The 19,779-nt window shown below is 68.8% G+C and carries 14 protein-coding genes; 7 read left to right on the forward strand and 7 right to left on the reverse strand.

From position 1 onward, the window contains the following. Nucleotides 1-5: 5 nt before the first annotated feature. Entirely contained in the window at nt 6-1,718 is a 1,713-nt protein-coding gene (locus VKA86_08775) for a DUF1800 domain-containing protein (GenBank protein ID HKK71299.1), read from the forward strand. An 18-nt stretch (nt 1,719-1,736) separates the two neighbouring features. After that, nucleotides 1,737-2,942, forward strand: a complete 1,206-nt coding sequence (locus tag VKA86_08780; protein HKK71300.1) for a DUF1501 domain-containing protein — start codon at nt 1,737-1,739, stop codon at nt 2,940-2,942. On the opposite strand, the gene VKA86_08785 is transcribed toward VKA86_08780, so the two are convergent. After that, nucleotides 2,939-4,759, reverse strand: a complete 1,821-nt coding sequence (locus tag VKA86_08785) for a M14 family metallopeptidase (protein ID HKK71301.1) — start codon at nt 4,757-4,759, stop codon at nt 2,939-2,941. The genes VKA86_08780 and VKA86_08785 overlap by 4 nt on opposite strands. A 151-nt stretch (nt 4,760-4,910) precedes the next feature. Here VKA86_08785 and VKA86_08790 point away from each other — a divergent pair, with 151 nt between their 5' ends. Then, the gene (locus VKA86_08790) at nt 4,911-5,759 is read left to right on the forward strand and encodes a hypothetical protein (protein HKK71302.1); all 849 of its coding nucleotides are present in this window, start codon (nt 4,911-4,913) and stop codon (nt 5,757-5,759) included. A 7-nt stretch (nt 5,760-5,766) separates the two neighbouring features. Here the strand turns inward: VKA86_08790 and VKA86_08795 are convergent, their stop codons facing one another. Then, on the reverse strand, nt 5,767-6,531 hold the full coding sequence (locus VKA86_08795) for a LytTR family DNA-binding domain-containing protein (GenBank protein ID HKK71303.1): 765 nt from the start codon (nt 6,529-6,531) through the stop codon (nt 5,767-5,769). A 238-nt stretch (nt 6,532-6,769) separates the two neighbouring features. On the opposite strand from VKA86_08795, the gene guaB reads away from it, so the two are divergent. Next, nucleotides 6,770-8,233: an IMP dehydrogenase gene (gene guaB / locus VKA86_08800; protein HKK71304.1), complete on the forward strand. Its 1,464-nt coding sequence runs from the start codon at nt 6,770-6,772 to the stop codon at nt 8,231-8,233. Between the two features lie 4 nt (nt 8,234-8,237). Then, entirely contained in the window at nt 8,238-9,365 is a 1,128-nt protein-coding gene (gene queG / locus VKA86_08805) for a tRNA epoxyqueuosine(34) reductase QueG (GenBank protein ID HKK71305.1), read from the forward strand. Nucleotides 9,366-9,386: 21 nt separating this feature from the next. On the opposite strand, the gene VKA86_08810 is transcribed toward queG, so the two are convergent. The 4 genes from VKA86_08810 to VKA86_08825 all read right to left on the reverse strand — a co-directional run bounded on the left by VKA86_08810 (nt 9,387) and on the right by VKA86_08825 (nt 14,078). Then, nucleotides 9,387-9,701 carry a hypothetical protein gene (locus VKA86_08810; protein ID HKK71306.1) on the reverse strand — a complete coding sequence of 105 codons (315 nt, stop codon included), beginning with the start codon at nt 9,699-9,701 and terminating at the stop codon, nt 9,387-9,389. Between the two features lie 380 nt (nt 9,702-10,081). After that, nucleotides 10,082-12,127, reverse strand: coding sequence for a serine hydrolase (locus tag VKA86_08815; GenBank protein ID HKK71307.1), 2,046 nt, complete (start codon nt 12,125-12,127; stop codon nt 10,082-10,084). 155 nt (nt 12,128-12,282) lie between these two features. Beyond that, complete coding sequence (locus VKA86_08820) at nt 12,283-12,660, reverse strand: hypothetical protein (GenBank protein ID HKK71308.1); 378 nt, start codon at nt 12,658-12,660, stop codon at nt 12,283-12,285. After that, entirely contained in the window at nt 12,657-14,078 is a 1,422-nt protein-coding gene (locus VKA86_08825) for a S1C family serine protease (GenBank protein HKK71309.1), read from the reverse strand. Before VKA86_08825 ends, VKA86_08820 begins: the two co-directional genes overlap by 4 nt. Nucleotides 14,079-14,393: 315 nt before the next feature. On the opposite strand from VKA86_08825, the gene VKA86_08830 reads away from it, so the two are divergent. Both VKA86_08830 and VKA86_08835 read left to right on the forward strand, forming a co-directional pair. After that, on the forward strand, nt 14,394-17,003 hold the full coding sequence (locus VKA86_08830) for a LamG-like jellyroll fold domain-containing protein (protein ID HKK71310.1): 2,610 nt from the start codon (nt 14,394-14,396) through the stop codon (nt 17,001-17,003). Between the two features lie 340 nt (nt 17,004-17,343). Next, a complete protein-coding gene (locus VKA86_08835; protein ID HKK71311.1) occupies nt 17,344-19,074 on the forward strand; it encodes a glutamine--tRNA ligase/YqeY domain fusion protein in 1,731 nt (576 codons plus the stop codon). A 61-nt stretch (nt 19,075-19,135) separates the two neighbouring features. On the opposite strand, the gene VKA86_08840 is transcribed toward VKA86_08835, so the two are convergent. Next, on the reverse strand, nt 19,136-19,779 hold a 644-nt coding region (locus tag VKA86_08840), incomplete at its 5' end, for a hypothetical protein (GenBank protein ID HKK71312.1).

Raw genomic sequence — 19,779 nt, forward strand, 5'->3', positions numbered from 1 at the left:
TCCCGATGATCCGTCTGCCCTGGCGAGAATCCGGCTGGAGTGCCCACGAGGCGGCTGCCCACCTGCTCGAGCGCTGTGCGTTCGGGCCGCGTCCGGGCGAGGTCGACGCCGTCGCGGCGCGCGGCCCCGCGGAATGGCTGGGTGGACAACTCGCCGGTGGACTCGCATCTCCACGGCTCGATCGGTTCCTCGAACGCGCGGCGACGCTCGATCTCGACAATCACGCGATCGTCACGACCTACCCCACCCTCGGCGAGGTCCGGCGCGCAGCCGTGCGCCACGGTGTCCTTCCCGAGGACGTGGACGACGATCCCACGCTGTACCGGTCGACTCTCCGCGAGTTCATGCGGCGGCGGGGACAGCGTCCGCAGCGCGAACTCTTCGCCGAGACCCTGGCCGCGAAGCTGTTGCGCGTGCTCCTCGACGAGAACCAGGTACGCGAGGTGCTCGTCGACTTCTGGTCGGACCACCTCTACGTGAGCGGTGCCGACCCCCGCGCGCGCCGCTTCGTCGGGACCTACGAGCGCGACGTGATCCGCCCGCACGTCCTCGGTCGCTTCGGCGACATGCTGCGTGCCAGCGCACGACATCCGGCCATGCTCCTGTACCTGGACACTGCCGGGTCGAGCCGGGCGCGCCCCAACGAGAACTACGCACGCGAGCTGCTCGAACTGCACACCCTCGGTGTCGAAGGCGGCTACACCGAGGACGACGTGCTCGAGGTCGCGCGGGCCTTCACCGGCTGGACGATGCTCCCCTTCGGCGAGGAGCGCGAAGGGGTCGAGCGCCGCGCGACCGGCCGACGTGCCCGGACCGCCGGCACGGTCGTCGACGGGGACTTCCTCTTCCGTCCCGACCGGCACGACACGACGGCGAAGACGGTCCTGGGTCGGCGCCTCCCCGCCGGCCGGGGCATCGAGGACGGCGACGACGTCCTCGAACTGCTGTCGACGCATCCGTCCACCGCGCGCTTCGTCAGCGCGAAACTCGCGCGGCGGCTCGTCCACGACGACCCCCCGGCCTCACTGATCGGGTCCATGGCCCGGACCTGGGAACGGACGGCGGGGGATCTCGGAGCGGTCACGCGAACCCTGCTCCGGTCCGAGGAGTTCTGGGACCGGTCGGTGCGGGCGGCCAAGATCAAGTCGCCGCTGGAGCTCGTGGCGAGTGCGGTGCGCACGACAGGTGCCACCGTGACCCGGCCACGGTCGCTGCACGAGCGGATCGCGCGCATGGGTCAGCCCCTGTACCGTTACCCGGCTCCCACGGGTTTCCCCGACCACGCCGAGGCGTGGGTGAACGCCGGTTCGTTGCTGCAGCGCATGAAGTTCGGGCTCGACCTGGCCGCGGGTGCGATCGAAGGGGTCGGTCTCGACCTGCTCGCCCTGAACGACGACCACGAACCCGCCGACCTGCGCGACGCCCTCCTCCACTACGGCGAACGTCTGCTGCCCACGCGCGATCTGTCCGGCGCGCTCGACTCGCTGGAGCGCGTGGCCCGCGACACCGGCCTGGTCGAGAAGATCGACGAGCGTGCCGCCCAGTCGCCGGCGCCTGCCGGCGAGGCAGCGGAGGTCGGCCCCCTCGACGGGACCCGGGAGACCAGCCGGGCCGAGCCGCTCGCGGCCGATGCCGACGCGACGACGGCTCCCGCCCCTGCGGCGCTCGCGCGCGCCGTGGGCGTGCTCCTGGGCAGTCCGCAGTTCCAGCGTCACTGACGCTCCGGGAGGCCCGACGTGCGACGCCGACACTTCCTGCAGTCCATGGCCGCCGCCGCGGCCGTCGCCGCGTGGCCCGGCGCGTGGATGGCCTTCGCCCGCGGCGCGGTGCGGCCTCCCGTGCTGGTGTGTGTGTTCCAGCGCGGCGCGATGGACGGGCTCATGGCCGTGCAGCCGCGGGCCGAAGGAGACCTGCCCCGTCTGCGGCCGCGTCTCGTGCTCGATCCCGCCCACGCTCCGGCACTCGGCATCGACCACCGGCTGCATCCCGCGCTGGCGCCCTTGCGCGCGTGGTTCGACCGCCGCGAGCTGGCGGTGGTGCACGGCGTGGGATCGCCCGATCCGACCCGCTCGCACTTCGAGGCCCAGGACTTCATGGAGACGAGCACACCGGGCGTGAAGAGCACCACGAGCGGTTGGTTGGCGCGCACCGTCGCCGCCCTCGGAGGCACGCCCTCACCGTGGCGTGGGCTGGCCTTGACGTCGGCGCGACCGCGGGCCTTCCACGGGGACACTCCGACGCTCTCGGTGGCCGACCTCGCCGAGTTCTCGCTCGGCGATCTTCCGGGCGCGGCGGTGGCGACACGAGGCTTCGAGTCCTTGTACGCCCGGACCACGCAGGAACTGCTGCACGACACCGGTCACGAGAGCTTCGACGCCCTGCGCGCGCTCGATCCCGCGCGTGTCCGCGCCTATCGCGCGGCTCCCGAGGCCGCGTATCCGAACACGCGTCTCGGTCTGGCACTGCGCCAGATGGCGATGGTCGTGAAGGAGGACGTCGGCCTGCGCGTGGGCTTCGTCGAGAGCCAGGGATGGGACACGCACGTGAACCAGGGGGCCGACCAGGGCGCCTTCGCGCGCAGCGCCGACGAACTCGCCCGTTCGATCCACGCCTTCCGCACCGATCTGGGCGAGCACGCCGACCGCGTGGTCGTGTGCACCATGACCGAGTTCGGCCGCACCGTGCACGAGAACGGCAACGCAGGGACCGACCATGGCCGTGCCTCCTGCTTCTTCGTGCTCGGTCCGCGGGTGCACGGCGGGCGCGTGCTGGGCGAGCTGCCGGAACTCGTACGGGCGGAACTGGAAGCCGGCCGCGACCTGCCCGTCACGACCGACTTCCGTGCCGTCTTCGCGGCCCTGCTGCGCGACCACCTGGGCGTGTCCACCGTCGACACGGTGCTCCCGGGCTACGCCGGTGGCGCGCTGCCGTTGTTCGCCTAGTCGAGCTCGCGCGCGATCGGGACGCGCTTCCACGCGCGGTCGAAGTAGGGCGTGCGCTCGTAGAAGAAGTTCAGCCGTGCACGCGGGTTCTCGGCGAACTCCGGATCCTGCAGACGCTCCTCGAACTCCTCGTTCAGCGCGGGATCCTCGGCCAGCATCTCGCGCGCCATGGGCTCCATGGCGTAGCTCTCGAAGTACTCGGTGCGCTGCAGCACCTCGAGCATGAAGCCCCACTGGAACACGCCGTCGGGCGACTGTGGCTCGAGCAGGAGCATGGCGAGGGTGCCGCGGTCCTGGTCGGTGGGCACGCGCAGCGAGCCCGGCCGGAACTCCACGGTGTCGACCTCGACGGTGGGTTCGCCGGCGTCGACGCGGGCCATGCCCTCGTAGGGACTCTCGGCCATGGTGGCGTCGGGGAAGCGCATCCGCTGCACCTCGAGCGAGCGCTCGGTGTCGATCCGCTCGTAGCCGACACCGTGCAGGTCGAGCAGCTCGGCGAGGTGGTTCCACTCGGCGGGGATCCAGTAGGCGGCCGGCCGGTCGACGAAGGTCACGCGCTCGGCGTTGCCCAGGATCGGGATCTCCACGGTGTGGGGCTCGCCGGTCCAGCGGACGACCTCGGTTCCGGTGACGTCGGACGGGGCCATCTCGCTGCGGATCGCGCGGAAGTCGATGGTGCCCAGGGGTTCGGGCGAGCGCGCGTAGTCGAGGTGCACGCGCTGCGGTCGGGCGGCGCGGTCGGCGGCGATCGCCTCGCGCAGACCGTCGAAGTGGTCGGCGGCCGCTCGCAGGTTCGCCTCGAGGAACACGTAGGTGCCCAGCACGCGGCGGCGGTAGGGCTTCAGCGAGTGGTTCTCGAGCAGCACCGTGGGCAGGTGGCGCGCGTCGCCGTAGCCGTTGCTGTACCGCGGGCCCGCGGTCCACTGGTACATGCCCCGGGTGATGTCGGTGCGGTCGACGGTGAAGATCAGCGGCCCCGGCACGTGGCCCGCCTCGTCGAGGGCGCGGTCGACGGCGCGGCGGTAGGGGCCGTCGAGCCAGGCGGCGATCGACGGCGACCAGCCGTGCGTTCCGTTGAACCCGTAGGTGATGTCGTACTGGTAGTCGGCTCCGTCGGTCACGTGCAGGTCGAGGTACAGGTCGGGGTCGCAGGCCTCGAGCGCGCGCAGCAGGTGCTGGGTCTCCAGTGCGCGCGCCTTGGCGTAGTCGCGGTTCAGGTTGAGGTTGCGCGCGTTCGTCCGCCATCCCTGCACCGTGGGCCCGCGCTGGTTCATGCGGTTGTGCTCGCCGCGGCGCTCGTGGCCGTCGACCGAGAAGATCGGCAGGAGGACCAGGTTCACCCGGTCGAGCAGGTCGCGCTTCGTCCCGAGCACCGTCATGTCGCGCAGGAGCATGAAGCCGGCATCCTTGCCGTCGATCTCGCCGCTGTGGATGCCCGCGTGGGCGAAGACCAGCGGGCGGTCGCTCGCGCGCAGGGCCTCGAAGGTGAACGCGCCTTCGCCCGAGGCGACGATCGCCTCGATCGGCCGTCCCTGCGGGCTGTCGCCGATCGAGACCATCGTGAGTTCGTCGGCCGCGTCGACCAGGCGCCGGGCCCAGGCCATGGTCGTCTCGTAGTCGGGCGAGGCGTAGCCGCCGCTCTTCTCGAAGTCGGTGGCCCACTCGTGGTCGGGTTCGAGCATCAGCTGGATGCTCGCCCCGTTCCAGGTCTCCACGGGCGGCAGGTGGTCGATGTGGTGGACGTCGAGGTCGGGGTCCTGCGCGGTGGCAGTGACAGCCAGGGTCAGGAGCAGGACGAGGGAGGTGATCGCTCGCATGGTGCACTCCGGGTCGGGGACGCGCCCGAAGATGCGCCCGTCCTCGGACGCGGTCAATGCCGGCGCGACCGCGCGGGTGACGGATCGGGGGGCTGCGGCTAAGTTGGGCCCTTCGACGTTTCCCCCCGCACCGACGATCCCGGAGGCAGCCGTGGCCGCGACCACGACCCCGGCGGTGTCTGCAGGCGCCTCGCTCGAACTCGACCTCACCCCGGCCCGCTGGGGCCTGCTGTCGAGCTTCGCGGCAGCCACCTTCCTGCTGATCCCGCTCGAGCAGTTCCTGATCGGGGGAGCGTTCTTCGTCGCGTCCCTGGTGCTGGTCGTGCGTGACGGGAATCCGGCCCTGCGCCGGCGCATGGGAGTGCTGCTGGGCTGCATCGCCCTGCTGGCGGTCACGCCGATCAACACCCAGCTCGAGCCGATCAAGTTCCTCACCCTGGGCGGACCCTTCCTGCTGGTCATCATCGTCCCGGCCGTGATCCTGGCCCGCACCGACCCCGGAGTGATCCGCTACCGCTTCTGGCCCACGCGCTTCCGCTGGCTCGATCTGTTCTACGTGGCGCTGTCGATCCCGCTCGCGGCCTTCGTGCTCGACTGGTACTTCGACGTGAATCCCTTCATGCCCTTCCAGTGGCCGCTGCCCGAACAGCAGGACGACAGCAAGATGACCATGCTGTTCTGGGGCATCAACGGCGTGGGCGTGTGGGACGAGCTGTTCTTCGTGAACACGGTGTTCGCGGTGTTCCGCAGTCTGTTCCGCTTCCGCGTGGCGAACGTGTTCCAGGCCGTGGTGTACATGTCGGTGCTCTACGACATGGCTTTCATCGGGATCGGCCCGGTCCTGGTGTACCTCTTCGCGCTCACCCAGGGCTCGATGTTCGAGGAGAGCGAAAACCTGCTCTACGTGCTCGTCGTGCACCTGATCGTGGACTACTTCCTGTACTGGCAGATCGTCATGGGCCACTACCCCGGCTACGTGCAGCAGGGGATCCTGCACTGACCCGGACTCAGCCCGAGCCGTTGCCCGTCGCGAGCACGTCGAGGGCCTCGCGGTAGCGGCGCGACAACCGAAGTTCCTCGCCGGTGTCCAGTCGGAGCTTCCAGTCGCCCTGCGGAGTCGGCTGCATCTCGCGGACGCGCTCGACGTTCACCACGGCCGAACGGTGGATCCGCACGAAACGGTGAGGGTCCAGACGGCGAGCCAGGCGGCTGATCGGCGAGCGGTAGAGGTGGCGACGGCCGTTCCGGTGCAGCTCGACGTAGTTGCCGGCGGCCGCGATCCACTCGACGCCGTCGAGGTCGACGATCTCCACGCGGCCACTGCCGCGGATCGCCAGGCGCTCGACGTGGTCCGGTCCGCGGGCCTCGGCCAGGAGGACCTCGAGCGCGGAACGCTGATCGACGGCCTGGGTGGCGGCGGCCCGGTCGATGCCCGCCCGTATCTCGTCGTCACCGGCCGGGATCGGCAGCGGGACGAAGCCGTGGGCGCGCAGCGGACCCCGGGTCGTCTCGTCCTCGGTCGCGCAGAACACCACCGCGGGCCAACGCCGGGGGGGCAGAGCGCGCAGGACGTCGTAGCCGTCGAGCTCGGGAAGGCCCGGTTCCACGAAGACGAGCTGCGGGCGGGACTGTTGGATCACCTCGAGAGCCCTCACGCCGTCGGAGGCCTCGCCCACCAGGCGCAGGTCGGCCCGGCCGGCCAGGGCCCGACTCAGGGCGCGACAGGTCGGGTCGTCGGCCACGGCGAGGACCACCGAACGCGGGGCGCTCACGAGCGGCCTCCGCGGCCGGACCGGAACACGGGACGATGAAGGGAACAGGGCACGGGGAGCCTCCCGGGGTGTCAGGCTCCGTCAACGTACGGAGACGCGACGGCCGCGGACAAGTGGACGACGCGGCCGTTCGCGCCTTTGTTGCAATCGCCGCGCGGAGCAGGTTTGACACCCCTCCGCCGCCTTCCTACTGTTGCCCCAATTCTGCGGCACACACCGACCGGCGAGGAGCTCGTCCATGACCTCCAGGATCCGCCCCGAAGGGCTGACCTTCGACGACGTGCTGCTCGTCCCTCGCTACAGCGAGATCATCCCGGCCGATTGCGACGTGAGAACGCGTCTCACCCGCGGAATCGAGCTCAACACCCCGCTCGTCTCGGCCGCCATGGACACCGTGACCGAGGCCGATCTGGCCATCGCCATGGCGCGCAGCGGTGGCATCGGCATGATCCACAAGAACATGACGCCCGAGGAACAGGCCTCGCACGTGGACCGGGTGAAGCGCTCGGAGAGCGGCATGATCACCCGGCCCATCACCCTGAGCGCCGAGCACCGGGTGAGCGAGGCCATGGCGCTCATGCGAAAGTTCCGGATCAGCGGGATCCCGGTCACGCGCGACGGCAAGCTGGTCGGTATCCTCACCAACCGCGACCTGCGCTTCATCGAGAACGTCGACGAGCCCATCTCCACGCACATGACCAGCGAGCAGCTCGTGACCGCACCCATGGGAACGAGCCTCGAGGAGGCCTCGCGGATCCTGCACGAACACCGGATCGAGAAGCTCCCGGTGGTCGACGCCGAGTTCAACCTGCGCGGGCTGATCACGATCAAGGACATCCAGAAGAAGCTGGACTACCCCGACAGCTGCAAGGACGCCGACGGACGCCTGCGCGTCGGCGCGGCGCTGGGGACCAGTGCGGATCTGATGGAACGCGCCGAGCGGTTGCGGGACGCCAACGTCGACGTGCTCACGCTCGACTCCGCGCACGGCCACACGAAGAACGTGATCGACGCCGCCCGGCGGGTGAAGAAGGAGTTCCCCGACCAGCAGCTGATCGTGGGCAACGTGGCCACGGCCGAGGGCGCGCGCGCCCTGATCGATCTCGGCGCCGACGCCATCAAGGTCGGCATGGGCCCGGGCAGCATCTGCACCACGCGTGTCGTGGCCGGTATCGGCGTGCCGCAGATCTCGGCGATCATGGAGACGGTCGAGGTCGCCGCGAAGCACGACGTACCCGTGATCGCCGACGGCGGGATCAAGTATTCCGGTGATCTGGTGAAGGCGCTGGCCGCCGGCGCCGAGAGCGTCATGCTGGGCAGTCTGTTCGCCGGGACCGAGGAGAGCCCCGGCGAGACCATTCTGTACGAAGGCCGTCAGTACAAGGTCTACCGCGGGATGGGATCGATGAGCGCCATGCAGGAGGGCAGCAAGGACCGCTACTTCCAGGCGGCGACCGACAGCGTCGAGAAGCTCGTGCCCGAGGGCATCGAGGGCCGCGTTCCGTACAAGGGCAAGGTCCGCGACAGCGTCTACCAGCTCATGGGTGGGCTGCGTTCGGGCATGGGCTACTGCGGAGCGGGCACGTTGAAGGAACTGCGCGAGGACACCGAGTTCCTGCGGGTGAGCCCGGCGGCCGTGCGCGAGAGCCACCCGCACGACGTGACGATCACCAAGGAAGCTCCGAACTACCCGCGGCCCTAGCCCCATGGACGGGCGCTCCCTCCCCGATCCCGCGCAGGTGCTCGACCGGGCGCGGGCGGCGGGCTTCGACGCCGCCGGCATCGCACCCGTTTCGGTGCCCGAACACGAGGAACCCCTCCGCGCGTGGTTGGCCGCCGGCCACCACGGCGGCATGGAGTGGATGACGCGCAACACCGAGGTGCGCGTCGACCTGCGCACGCGCTTCTCGTGGGCGCGCAGCGCGATCGTGGTGCTGCGCTCGTACCGAGTCGATCCCGGTCGGAGCGGACTCGCGCGCTTCGTGTCGAGCTACGCGCAGGGGGTCGACTACCACGACGTCCTGCTCGAGCGCCTGCACGATCTGGAAGCGGTGTTGCGCGCCGACGATGCGGGTTTGCAGTCCCACGCCTACGTCGACACCGGCCCCGTGCTCGAACGCCAGCTCGCCGAGGCGGCGGGCCTGGGCTGGACGGCGAACAACACCTTGTTGCTGCACCCGCAGCACGGCAGCCGCTTCTTCCTGGGTGTGCTGATCACCGACCTGCCGCTCGAACCCACGCCGGCGAAGTCCGGATCGTGCGGGACCTGCCGCGCCTGCCAGCCCGCGTGTCCGACCGGTGCTTTCGTCCGGCCCGGTGTGCTCGATGCCCGTCGTTGCATCAGCTACCTGACCATCGAACACCGCGGTCCGATCCCGCGCGCGCTGCGCCCGGCCATGGGGCAGTGGTTGTTCGGCTGTGACCTGTGCCAGACGTGTTGTCCGTTCGAGATCGGTGCTTCCGATGCCGGCGATCCGGCCTTCGAGGGGTCGGAGGCGTTGCTCGAGGTGTCGTTGTCGTCCTTGCTCCGCCTGGACGATGCGGAGTTCCGCGCGCGCTTCCGCAGGACGCCGTTGTGGCGCCCACGGCGGCGGGGACTGCTGCGCAACGCGTTGATCGTGGCGGCGAACGGCGAGCACTTCGACTGCGTGCCGGCGGCGGTGGACCTGCTCGGCGACGCCGAGCCCGTGCTGCGGGAGGCCGCGAGCTGGATGCTGGCGACGTTGGGCGTCGAGGATGCGCGGCCGGCGATCGCGACGGCGCGGGGGTGTGAGGACGAGGAGTGGGTCGTGGCCGGGATGGACGAGGATCTCGGGCGGTTGGGTGTGCGGTGATGCGGGGAGGGCGGGGCGCGTTCATTCCCTGGAGGGCGCGTTCGTTCCCTGGAAGCCGCGCTCATTCCCTGCAAGCCGTGTTCGTTCCCTGGAAGTCGCGGTCGTTCGTCGGTCGACGGTTCGATTCCGGGAGACTCGGGCGATTCGTTCCTCGTGGGTTTCCGGGCGGAACTTCCCCGACGGGTCCTTCTGGTGTGGGCGCTTCCGCGGCGGAAGTGGGGTGTGCGGTGGAGTCTCGTCGTCGGTCTCTCGTTCGCCGGTGATCCCGACAACGCGGCTCGTCGCCCCGTCGGCGTCGATCGAGACGAGTTCGACGTCCATCTGCCCGTGCAGCACGTGGACCGCGTCCGCACTCGGCCCATACGGTGGGCGTCGCCGAGCAGGACTCCTTCGCCGATCTCGGCGCTGCGCCAGCGCAGGCGGGTGTCGATCGGGGCGCCGCCTGGGACCGAAGGAATCATGCGGACGGGGGAGGTTTCGAGCAACACCCGCGGGAACGGCGGCGATTGGCGATGATGTCACTTCCGGTGCGGAAGTCGGAGTTCCCGCGCGGAACATCCCCATCGGACCTCCTTCCGACCACGTCCGCGGCGGAAGTGAGCGTGGTTGGCCGCGTGCTCGACCTCCGCCGCAGCGACCACGGTCTGGATACCGCCGACGACGAAGCCCGGCCGCTACGACGAGCGACCGGGCCGTGGGTTCCGACCGGAACGCGTTCACTTCAGCAGCGTGATCTTCCGCGTCCTCACCTCACCGGCACCAGTGGCCTTCACGAAGTAGACACCCGACGAGACCGACGATCCGTTCGCATCCCGACCGTTCCACGTCACCGTGTGCTCACCGGCCGTGTGGTGGCCGTGGGCGAGCGTCGCGACGACGCGGCCCCGCGGGTCGATCACGTCGACGCGCACGGGTCCGGCCTCGGCCAGGCCGAAGCGGATCTGCGTGCGCGGGTTGAAGGGATTCGGCACCGCGTTCTCGAGCGTCAGTGCGCGGGCGACGGTGGCGCTCGGCGCCGAGGTGGACGTCGCGCACGACTCGAGACCCTCGCGCACGAGATCGCGGAACAACTCCTGGGTCACGTCGAACAGGCGCTGGGTGTCGATCGCGTCGTCGAGGAACAGGCCGAAGACGTAGTCACGATCCGAGAAACGGCTCCGCACGCATTCGGGGATCTGGATCGTTCCCGCCACCGAGACGAACTCCTTGCCGTTCAGCGTGTAGCCACCGGGCTTCCACGCCCATTCCATCTCGTCGAGATAGGTCGCGGCCAGGTGCGAGACACCGGTCGCGTTCGCCTCGTCGACGACCATCTGCTGGATCTGGTTCGTCAGCCACCACTGGTCGGTCGCGGGCGTCAGGTGGCTCTGCATGGTCTCGTAGAACCCGGTCCGCACGGTCGAGAGCGCCGCACCGTTCACGATCTGCTCGTACAGGTTGCCCGCGTCGCGCAACGTGAGTTCGTTCGGAGCCGTCACCGCCGGCGTGCCGCAGCCCAGCGGCGCGTGGTTGAGATCGCTGTCGGTGCTGACGCCGCCGAAGGTGCGCACGGAGTTCATGATGTCGAACTCGCCGTAGCGGGCCCGGATCGCCTCGGTGGCGGGGTTGTCCGAGTACCACATCATCAGGCGCGTGGTGTCGTACAGGCTGCGTGCCACGGTCGGGCTGCCACCGGCCGGACAGCTGTTGCCGATGATCGTCTCGTCGTAGGAGATCAGGCTGTTCGTCTGGTCGACACCGGTCGCGATCATCCGCCACGCGTGGAAGTGGTGGAAGATCTTGATCGTGCTCGCCGGTTCGAACCGGAAGTCCGGATTGAGCGAAGCCAGGGTGGGCCCGTTGAGCTGTCGCAGGTACAGGCCGGTGGTTCCGTCGCTTCCGTAGCCGAGTTCCTCGGCCAGGCGCGTGGTGAGCGCGTTCGCGTTGTTGGTCAGGGCGACGGCGTACCGCGTGCCGCTGACGGTCGCATAGGGCTCGATGTCGACGATGCGGGATCCCGTCTGGTTCACGAGGTCGGTGACCCCACTCGCGGTGAATCCGTAGTACCACCACCAGTTCGACTCGGGTGGCATCATGATCACGTCGAAGCGTGTTCCGTCGGCCGCACCTACGACGTCGAGGTCGACGACGCGGTATCCCGTCTCCTGGATCTGGGCCGTGACGAAGGCCTCGTCGACGTTCACCCACCAGTACCAGCCACTGGCGTCGTTGCCCGTGTTCTCGACCATGATGCCGTCGTAGAGGGTGCCGCCGGCCGTCCCGCGCGACTCGATGTCGATCAGACGCGCGCCGTTCTGGTCGAGCAGGCTGCTCATCTGCGACACGGTGCGGCTGGTGTACCACCACCACGTCTTCTCTTCGGCGCCGGTGTTGTTCACCATGATCACCGCGAAGCGGTCGTCGGCGTAGCGCTCGATGTCGATCAGCCGGGCCTGGTTGGTGTCGAGCAGGTTGCCCACGTCGGTGAAGTCCGCGCCGTAGTACCACCACCAGCTCGACACCTGGTGCACGCCAGCGTTCTGGACGAACGCGGCGGAGAAGCGCAGGGGATCGGCCGACTGGACCTCGATGTCGATCAGCCGGGCGCCGGTGTCGTCGATGAGGTCGGTGACCTGCTGCGGCGTGACGTTGTGCAGCCAGTACCACTCCGACGGCGTGCCGTCGAGGCGCTCGCCGGGAGCGGGGATCGCGTGGGCGGTGGTGGTCTGCAATACGAGCAACAGACTGACCAGGGTGGCGACACGGGAGAGCATGCGGCGCATGGTGGTCCTTTCGGGTTCAGGGGCCGGCAGAGGCCTGGTTTTCATGAGAACGCGCGATGACCGTGCAACCGCACAGGTGAAGTTCCGAGATCTCCGATGGAGCCTCGGGACGATCGGTCCGGATCGTGGCTCTCGGCCGGTGCAGGACGCAGGACTCAGGGGACGACGGAAAGCGTCGCCTCGGCGCTCCAGTGATTGAGCAGCGTGTCGCCCTTCACGAAGGCGAAGACCAGACGGTTCACCTTCGGGGTCTCGATCTCCACGAATCGCTCGTCGTGGGTGGCGTCGTACTCGAACACATAGCCGGTCCACGGCGTCCCGGTGTCCTGTCCCATGTCCATCTCGAAGTCGCGGTGGGGGGCTCCCAGACGGACACGGACGTCGGCGATGGTCATGCCGACCTCGAGCGCTCTGATCTGATCGTCGGAGAAGGGGCGGTACTCGATCCGCGGTCCCGTCGTGGCGCAGGCGGTGAGACCGGTCGCGGCCAGGACGGCGAGAACCACACCGGCGGTGTTTCGCATGGCCTTCATCGCTGTCCGACCTCCAGTTCGGCCAGCCGGCTCCGGCGTGACCAGTAGTAGGGCTCGAAGTCGGCCCAGATCTGCTCGACGGTGTCGCGACGGAGCCGGATCCGCAGCCGTTCGTCCGTCTCGGAGGTCAGGACGTGGAGCACGAGCTCGGGCCAGGTGCCATCGTCGTTCGGCGCGAAGATCGCGGGGTCGTAACGGTACTGTCCGGCGCGAACGCGATTCGCTCCCGGCTCGGACGACTCCTCGATACGGCGTGTGGCCATGTCGAACTCGATCCACGACATGTCGCGGTCGAGCTCCTCGACCGACTCGCCGTCGCGGAAGAGCACGAAGCGCTCGAGTCCCTCCTCGAACCGTGCCGACACCTCGCCCGTCCATACGGACCGGGACACGTCGAGTTCGGGGAAACCCATGATGTCGACGGTGGGCTTCCACGCTCCGAGGTCCTCGTTCCATTCCTTCAGGTCCCCGAACCCCGCATCCGTGGTCTCCCCGGCCGATGTCGGCGCCGCGTGATCGATCTGTCCCCTCTTGCCCATGTGATAGCGATGCGGTGGCGTCGTCACGTAGATCCTGAACCTCGGCATGTAGACGGGGTGCGCCGTGGATTGTGAATCCGCCGAGGCCCGCACCCACCGGGGCGCGTCGGGGCTCGCGACTTCATACGGTGTGTCGGGCCGATCCTTCTGGAGAGCAGCGAACCGCAGGTGTGGCAACGGGAACGAACCTGCAGGGTACGGCTGCAGCAGCCGGTCGGACGGCACGTCGTCCGGATCGAGTGCCCGGAGGGCGTCGTCGAGTTCCCGCGTGACGACGTCGGCGCGGATCACGCCGGCCAGTCCCGCCCCCACCGCCGCGACGTCACCGAAGGTGCTGATGCCGAGCACTTCTCCGGCGGTGTTGAAGACGGGACCACCCGAACTCCCCGGATTGATGTTCAGATCACAGATCAGAGCATTCGAACTGGTGCGGCTGACCACTCCGGTGGTCAACGCGCGCTCCTGGTGGAGCGGACTGCCGATCGCGATCACCCGCTCCCCGGTCACGGCCAGTTCGTCGTTCCGACGGAACGTGACCACTTCGAGCCCTTCGACGACGGAGGGATGGACACGCAGGAATGCGACGTCCCTCTCCCGGTCGATGTGCGCGATCGTCGCCTCGACCCTGCGCTCGTCGTCGAGACGCACGCGGATCCAGTCCCCGTTCTCCACGACGTGGGCATTGGTGGCGATCAGCCCCTGCGCGTCGACGAGGAAACCGCTGCCGCGCGCGAATTCGGCGTTGACGGTGAACGTGCTGGGCGCGAAGCGGTCGAAGACCGCGGCCTCGGCGCTGATCTCGCGTTCCTGGGCGAGGGCCGGTACGGTCATCAGTGCGGCGATCAGCAAGGCTCCGCGGTGGGTGTGGAAACGTGGCATTCTTCCTCCGCTGGCGGCAGAAGGGGCCTTCGCGGTCGATCGTATGGGCCGATCGGCCGGGGGCCCTCCGAGACCGGGAGGCCGCCGGGGGCATCGCGCACCGATCCGCGGCCGGACATCCCAGGAAGGGGCGAACTCCTCAGCTCCTTCTTCGGTAGACGAACGCTTTCGCCGAACCGAACGTGCCCGCGCACGGTCGCGACGGATTCCGGGTCGATTGGCGAACAACTCGTATTGATTTCGTGATACATTCAGGGGCATCTGCGCCCAACAGATCACGAAGCCCCCGACCGCTCCCGGAAAGGCTCTAGCACAATGCGCTCGCAGTGGACCCGATGGTTCCTCCTGTCCACTCTTCTCATCGTCGTCTCCGGGGAGACGGCGCACGCCCAGTACTCCGAGGCCGATACCCTGGCGGCCGTGGCCCCCGGACTCGTCTACCGGGAGTACTCCCGGATCATGACCGGCAACGATTGGCGGGTCACCGACCCGGACGCGCCCTTCGAAGGGCCGTCGTACAACTCACCGTCGACCTTCCTTCCGAACCCCGAGTTGGAGCTCACCGTGGATGACCTCCAGGGGGCGATCCGCGCCGTCGCGGTGATCGACGTCTGGGGGGGGCACGTCGGGACGATCGGCAAGCAATTCCGGCTGAACGACAGCACCTGGATCGACGTGCCCGACATCGAGAACACGCCGAGTTCTCCGGAGTGCTACGTGCATCAGGTGTCGCTCGAGGTGGAGGTGCCGCTGGAGCACCTCGTCGAGGGCATGAACGTGCTCGAAGGCACATCGGGGCCGCAGACCTGCTTCGATTTCGGCTGGGGCCAGTGGGGCTGGTACGGGTTCATGCTGCGGATCTACTACGACCCCTTGCAGAAGGCGGCTCCGGCCGGGAACATCGTGTCTCCGGCCGACGGCGGAGTGCTGCGCGAGAATCCGATGTTCGAGATCGAGGCCATGAGTCCCGTGGGAGTCACCCGGGTCGACCTCGTCGGTCTGTACGACGCCTACGACGCCGACGGCGACGGCGTGTACCGTGAATGGCAGCAGAACTACCACCGCCCGACGAAGAACGATCCCTCGATGGTCGTGCGCGACCACATGGGAACCGCGACCACCGCGCCGCACCGGGTCACATGGGACACCCAGTGGATCCCGGATCAGGACCCGGAATCGATCGAGGCCGTCGCGCGCATCCGCGACTCCAGTGGACTGTGGTTCGTGACCGACCGGGTGACCGGGCTGTCCCTGGACCGCCCCGGAGTGGATGTCCGTCTGTACCGGCCGAGCGACGTTCCGAGGAGCTACTGGGTCAGGGCCGGGCGGACGAGATCGAGCACCGTCCAGATCGCCTCGTCGCACGATCTGACCGACGTCCAGACCGCCCGCCTGCTCACCCGGACCTGGAACGGAATCGCGGGGCAGTCCGAGCCGGGCGAGGACCACTGGACGCGCGTGAACGGGTGGACCACGCCGACCTACGGCGTAGACCACTTCTACGCGTTCGATCAGGTGGAACTGCCGGTGGGAATCCTGGCGAACGGGACCAACCAGATCGAGTACTACGCCGAGTCGACGCACCACGGCGTCGAGGTGCTCTGGCCGGGCCCGGCCGTGGTCGCTCGCTTCGAGGATTTCTCGGACGTCGCCGCGTACGTGTCCGACGCTCCCGACGACGCCATGGTGGTCGAGGGTCAGTCGGCGACGTTCTCGGTGAGCACGCTCGGTGCCGAGCCGACCACCTACCAGTGGCAGCGCGACGGAGTGGACATCGAGGGCGCCACCGACCCGACGTTCACGACTCCGCCCACGACCGCGGCGGACGACGGCGCGCGTTACCGGTGCGTGGTGTCCAACGCCTTCGGGGGCGAGTCCAGCCCCGAGGCGACGCTGACGGTTCTCGTGCCCGGCCCGCGGGTGACCGACGGACAGCTGGTCCTCTACACGTTCGAAGAGGCCGGTGGCGACACGGTGTTCGACCGCTCGGGAACGGAGAGCCCGGCGGATCTCGTGATCGAGGACACCTCCGCCGTGACGTGGTCCGATGGTGCCCTGACGGTGGACGGTTCCACCGTGATCTCGACGTCGGATCCACCCTCGAAGGTCATCGACGCGGCGCGAGCGAGCAACGCCTTCACCATCGAGGCCTGGATCGAGCCTGCGAACACCTCCCAGACCGGTCCGGCGCGCATTCTCACGCTGTCTTCGGGGCCCTTCGCGCGCAACTTCCTGCTCGGGCAGGGGGTGTTCGGGGGAGCCTCCGACGTGTTCGACGTGCGGTTCCGGTCGACCGGGACCGATGCGAACGGACAACCCTCGCTGACGTCTCCCGAGGGATCCCTGGAGACACTCGCGAGCCACGTGGTCTTCACGCGTCGCCCGAGTGGGACGACGTCGATCTTCGTCGATGGCGTGGAAGTCGCCCGCGGCACGAACCCGGGTGACCTGTCGAACTGGGACGAGACCTTCCGTCTGGCGCTCGGCAACGAACTCTCGGGCGACCGGCCGTGGTCGGGGACCTTCGACCTGATCGCCCTCTTCGGTCGGGCCCTCAGCAGTGAGGAAGTCGTCCAGAATTTCGCGGCGGGTCCCGCACCGACCGGGCAGGCGACATCGACTCCGCCGGCGCGTGGCTTCGATCTCGCCATGAACCGCCCGAATCCGTTCAACCCGCGTACGTCGATCTCCTTCGAACTTCCGGCCGCGGCAGAGGTCTCGCTCGCCGTCTTCGACCTCCGTGGTCGTCGGATCATCGATCTCGTTCGCTCTCGGCGCGAGGCGGGCGTACACCACGTGGTCTGGGACGGGCGCGACGCGCGCGGCAGTGGTGTTTCCAGCGGCGTCTATCTCTACCGGATCGACGCGGTGACCGATGACGGGCGCACCTTCCGTCATGCGCGGCGGATGACCCTGCTCGAGTGATCCTTCGACTCTTCGTCAGACCGAGAAGGGCCCGGCCATCGGCAGATGGTCGGGCCTTCGTCTGCCGGTCGGGTGACCTTGCATGGGGTCGGTGCCTCCACCGCGTCTTCGGCGTCGTCGGGGTCGTGCCCGGAGGGGCGGGCCTGGGCAGAACCCCGACCGTCTTCCGGCCGCTGCTCCGGGACATCGGCGAAGTGGTCTCGCGTGCTGCGGAGCGCTCGCGGACGGCGGCAGCCACCCTGGACACCCCGCCCACCCTTGACTAGCCTCACCGGATCGCCGGCGCCGACCCCACACGCCGGCCGCGCACCCACGACGCCCGCAGGCGGGAGCCCGATCCATGGCCATCGACGAACCCACCCCGACCGACGCCTCCGGCGCCGACCGGCCCGCACGCGACTTCATCCGCGAACGCATCCGCGAAGACCTGGCGAAGGGCGCCAACGGCGGCCGTGTCCACACGCGCTTCCCACCCGAGCCGAACGGCTACCTGCACATCGGCCACGCCAAGAGCATCACACTGAACTTCGGCGTGGCCGAGGAGTTCGGCGGTAAGTGCAACCTGCGCTTCGACGACACCAATCCTCTGAAGGAAGAAGAGGAGTACGTCGAGTCGATCAAGCGCGACATCCACTGGCTGGGTTTCGACTGGGACGACCGCGAGTACCACGCCAGCGACTACTTCGATCAGCTCTACGAGTGGGCGCAGCACCTGGTCCGCGAGGGCAAGGCCTACGTCGACGAACAGTCGCTCGACGAGGTCCGCGCCACGCGGGGCACGGTGAAGGAACCGGGAACGCCGAGTCCCTGGCGCGACCGCCCGCCGGAGGAATCGCTCGACCTGCTCGAGCGCATGAAGCGGGGCGAGTTCGAAGAAGGCCGCTACGTCCTGCGCGCGAAGATCGACATGGCGGCCAAGAACATGCAGATGCGCGATCCGCTCATGTACCGGATCCGCCATGCGACGCACCACCGGACGGGCGACACCTGGCACATCTACCCGATGTACGACTTCGCCCACGGTCTGAGCGATGCGATCGAGGGCGTCACGCATTCCCTCTGCACGCTCGAGTTCACCGACAACCGTGATCTGTACGACTGGTTCGTCGACAATTGCCCGACTCCTCACGAGCCGGACCGGCCCTACCAGTTCGAGTTCGCGCGGCTGAACCTCACGCGCACGGTCATGAGCAAGCGCAAGCTCCTGCGTCTGGTGCAGGACGGCATCGTCGACGGTTGGGACGATCCGCGCATGCCCACGATCAGCGGCATGCGGCGCCGTGGGTACCCACCCGAGGCCATCCGTGCCTTCGCCGAGAGCGTGGGCGTGGCCAAGAACAACTCGGTGATCGAGTTCGAGCGTCTGGAGTACTACGTTCGCGAGCATCTCAACCAGCACGCCCCGCGCGTGATGACGGTGCTGAAACCCCTGAAGCTCACGATCACCGACTGGCCCGAGGGCCATGTCGACTGGCTCGAGGCCGAGAACAATCCCGAAGACCCGGAGGCCGGCACGCGGCAGGTGCCCTTCACCGGCGAGTTGTGGGTCGAGCGCGACGACTTCCGCGAGGACGCGCCGAAGAAGTGGTTCCGCCTTTCTCCCGGCAGGGAAGTGCGGTTGAAGCACGCCTACCTCGTCACCTGCGACGAGGTCGTGAAGGACGACACCGGCGAAGTGGTCGAGCTGCGATGCAGCCACGACCCCGAATCGCGGGGCGGCGAGGCGCCCGACGGGCGCAAGGTGCGCGGCACCCTGCACTGGGTCAGCCGCCCTCACGCCGTCGACTGCGAGGTGCGTCTGTACGACCACCTGTTCGAGGGCGAGTACCCCGAGGCCGAGGGCCGCGACTACACGGAGTCCCTGAACCCGGACTCGCGCGAGGTGATCGACGACGCCAAGACCGAGACGGTGCTCGGCGACAAGGAGCCCGGCTGGACCTGCCAGTTCTTCCGGCACGGCTACTTCGTGGTCGATCCCGACAGCACGCCGCAGAAGAAGGTCATGAACCGCAGCGTCTCGCTGCGCGACAGCTGGGCCAAGATCGAGAAGAAGCTCGGCGGCAAGGGCTGAGCCCGGCCGGACAGGATCGGGCTCGTCGAGCGCTCCCGGCCGCCGCCGCGTCGGTCGAACGCTACCGTTGTCCGCCGGGTGGCCGGATCACGAGGTCGGCCGGGACCTCGCGGTCGCCGTCGTCGGTCCCGCCGAAGGGCCGGGCGGGCACGTCCTCGAACTCACCGTCGGACTCGAACGCGGCCCACCAGTCGGAGGTGGGGTCGTAGCGCAGGTCGTCGTCGGTGTCCTTGATCGCCACCACGAAGTAGCGCCGTTCGAGTTCCAGGTACTCCAGCCGGTAGCGTTCGGGGTCGTCCACGAGTGGGGTGTCGTCGACGACCACGACCGCCGACGCGATGTCGCCCTGGGCGTCGGCCCAGGTCTCCGGCTGCGACGGGTTGAACACCGTGTCGCGGACGAGGGCGAAGACCACCGTGCCCTCGGGGTCGACGGTCCGCCGGTCGGCACTGGTCAGCTGCCCGGCGATCCCGATCTCGAAGATCCGTTCTTCGTCGACATCGAACGACACCGAGTGGGGGATCGCCATCTCGAACCCGTCGATCAGCAGGTGGTAACCGACGGCGTCCGGATCGAGTTCGACGTCGGACCACGTCCACTGGCGACGGCTCGCCGGATCGTTCGGTTCGAACGCGCCGGCCGAGGCGGGCATAGGGTACAGCCACGCCTCGAGGGACGACGGTGCGGCCCGGCGCTTGAAGATCA

It is taken from the genome of Candidatus Krumholzibacteriia bacterium (assembly GCA_035268685.1).
GTDB lineage: Bacteria > Krumholzibacteriota > Krumholzibacteriia > JAJRXK01 > JAJRXK01 > JAJRXK01.

Coding starts and splice junctions, on each gene's coding strand:
- VKA86_08830 (HKK71310.1), top strand. CDS start 14,394: ATGCGCTCGCAGTGGACCCGATGGTTCCTCCTGTCCACTCTTCTCATC.
- VKA86_08820 (HKK71308.1), bottom strand. CDS start 12,660: ATGAAGGCCATGCGAAACACCGCCGGTGTGGTTCTCGCCGTCCTGGCC.
- VKA86_08775 (HKK71299.1), top strand. CDS start 6: ATGATCCGTCTGCCCTGGCGAGAATCCGGCTGGAGTGCCCACGAGGCG.
- VKA86_08785 (HKK71301.1), bottom strand. CDS start 4,759: ATGCGAGCGATCACCTCCCTCGTCCTGCTCCTGACCCTGGCTGTCACT.
- VKA86_08835 (HKK71311.1), top strand. CDS start 17,344: ATGGCCATCGACGAACCCACCCCGACCGACGCCTCCGGCGCCGACCGG.
- VKA86_08815 (HKK71307.1), bottom strand. CDS start 12,127: ATGCGCCGCATGCTCTCCCGTGTCGCCACCCTGGTCAGTCTGTTGCTC.
- guaB (HKK71304.1), top strand. CDS start 6,770: ATGACCTCCAGGATCCGCCCCGAAGGGCTGACCTTCGACGACGTGCTG.
- queG (HKK71305.1), top strand. CDS start 8,238: ATGGACGGGCGCTCCCTCCCCGATCCCGCGCAGGTGCTCGACCGGGCG.
- VKA86_08825 (HKK71309.1), bottom strand. CDS start 14,078: ATGCCACGTTTCCACACCCACCGCGGAGCCTTGCTGATCGCCGCACTG.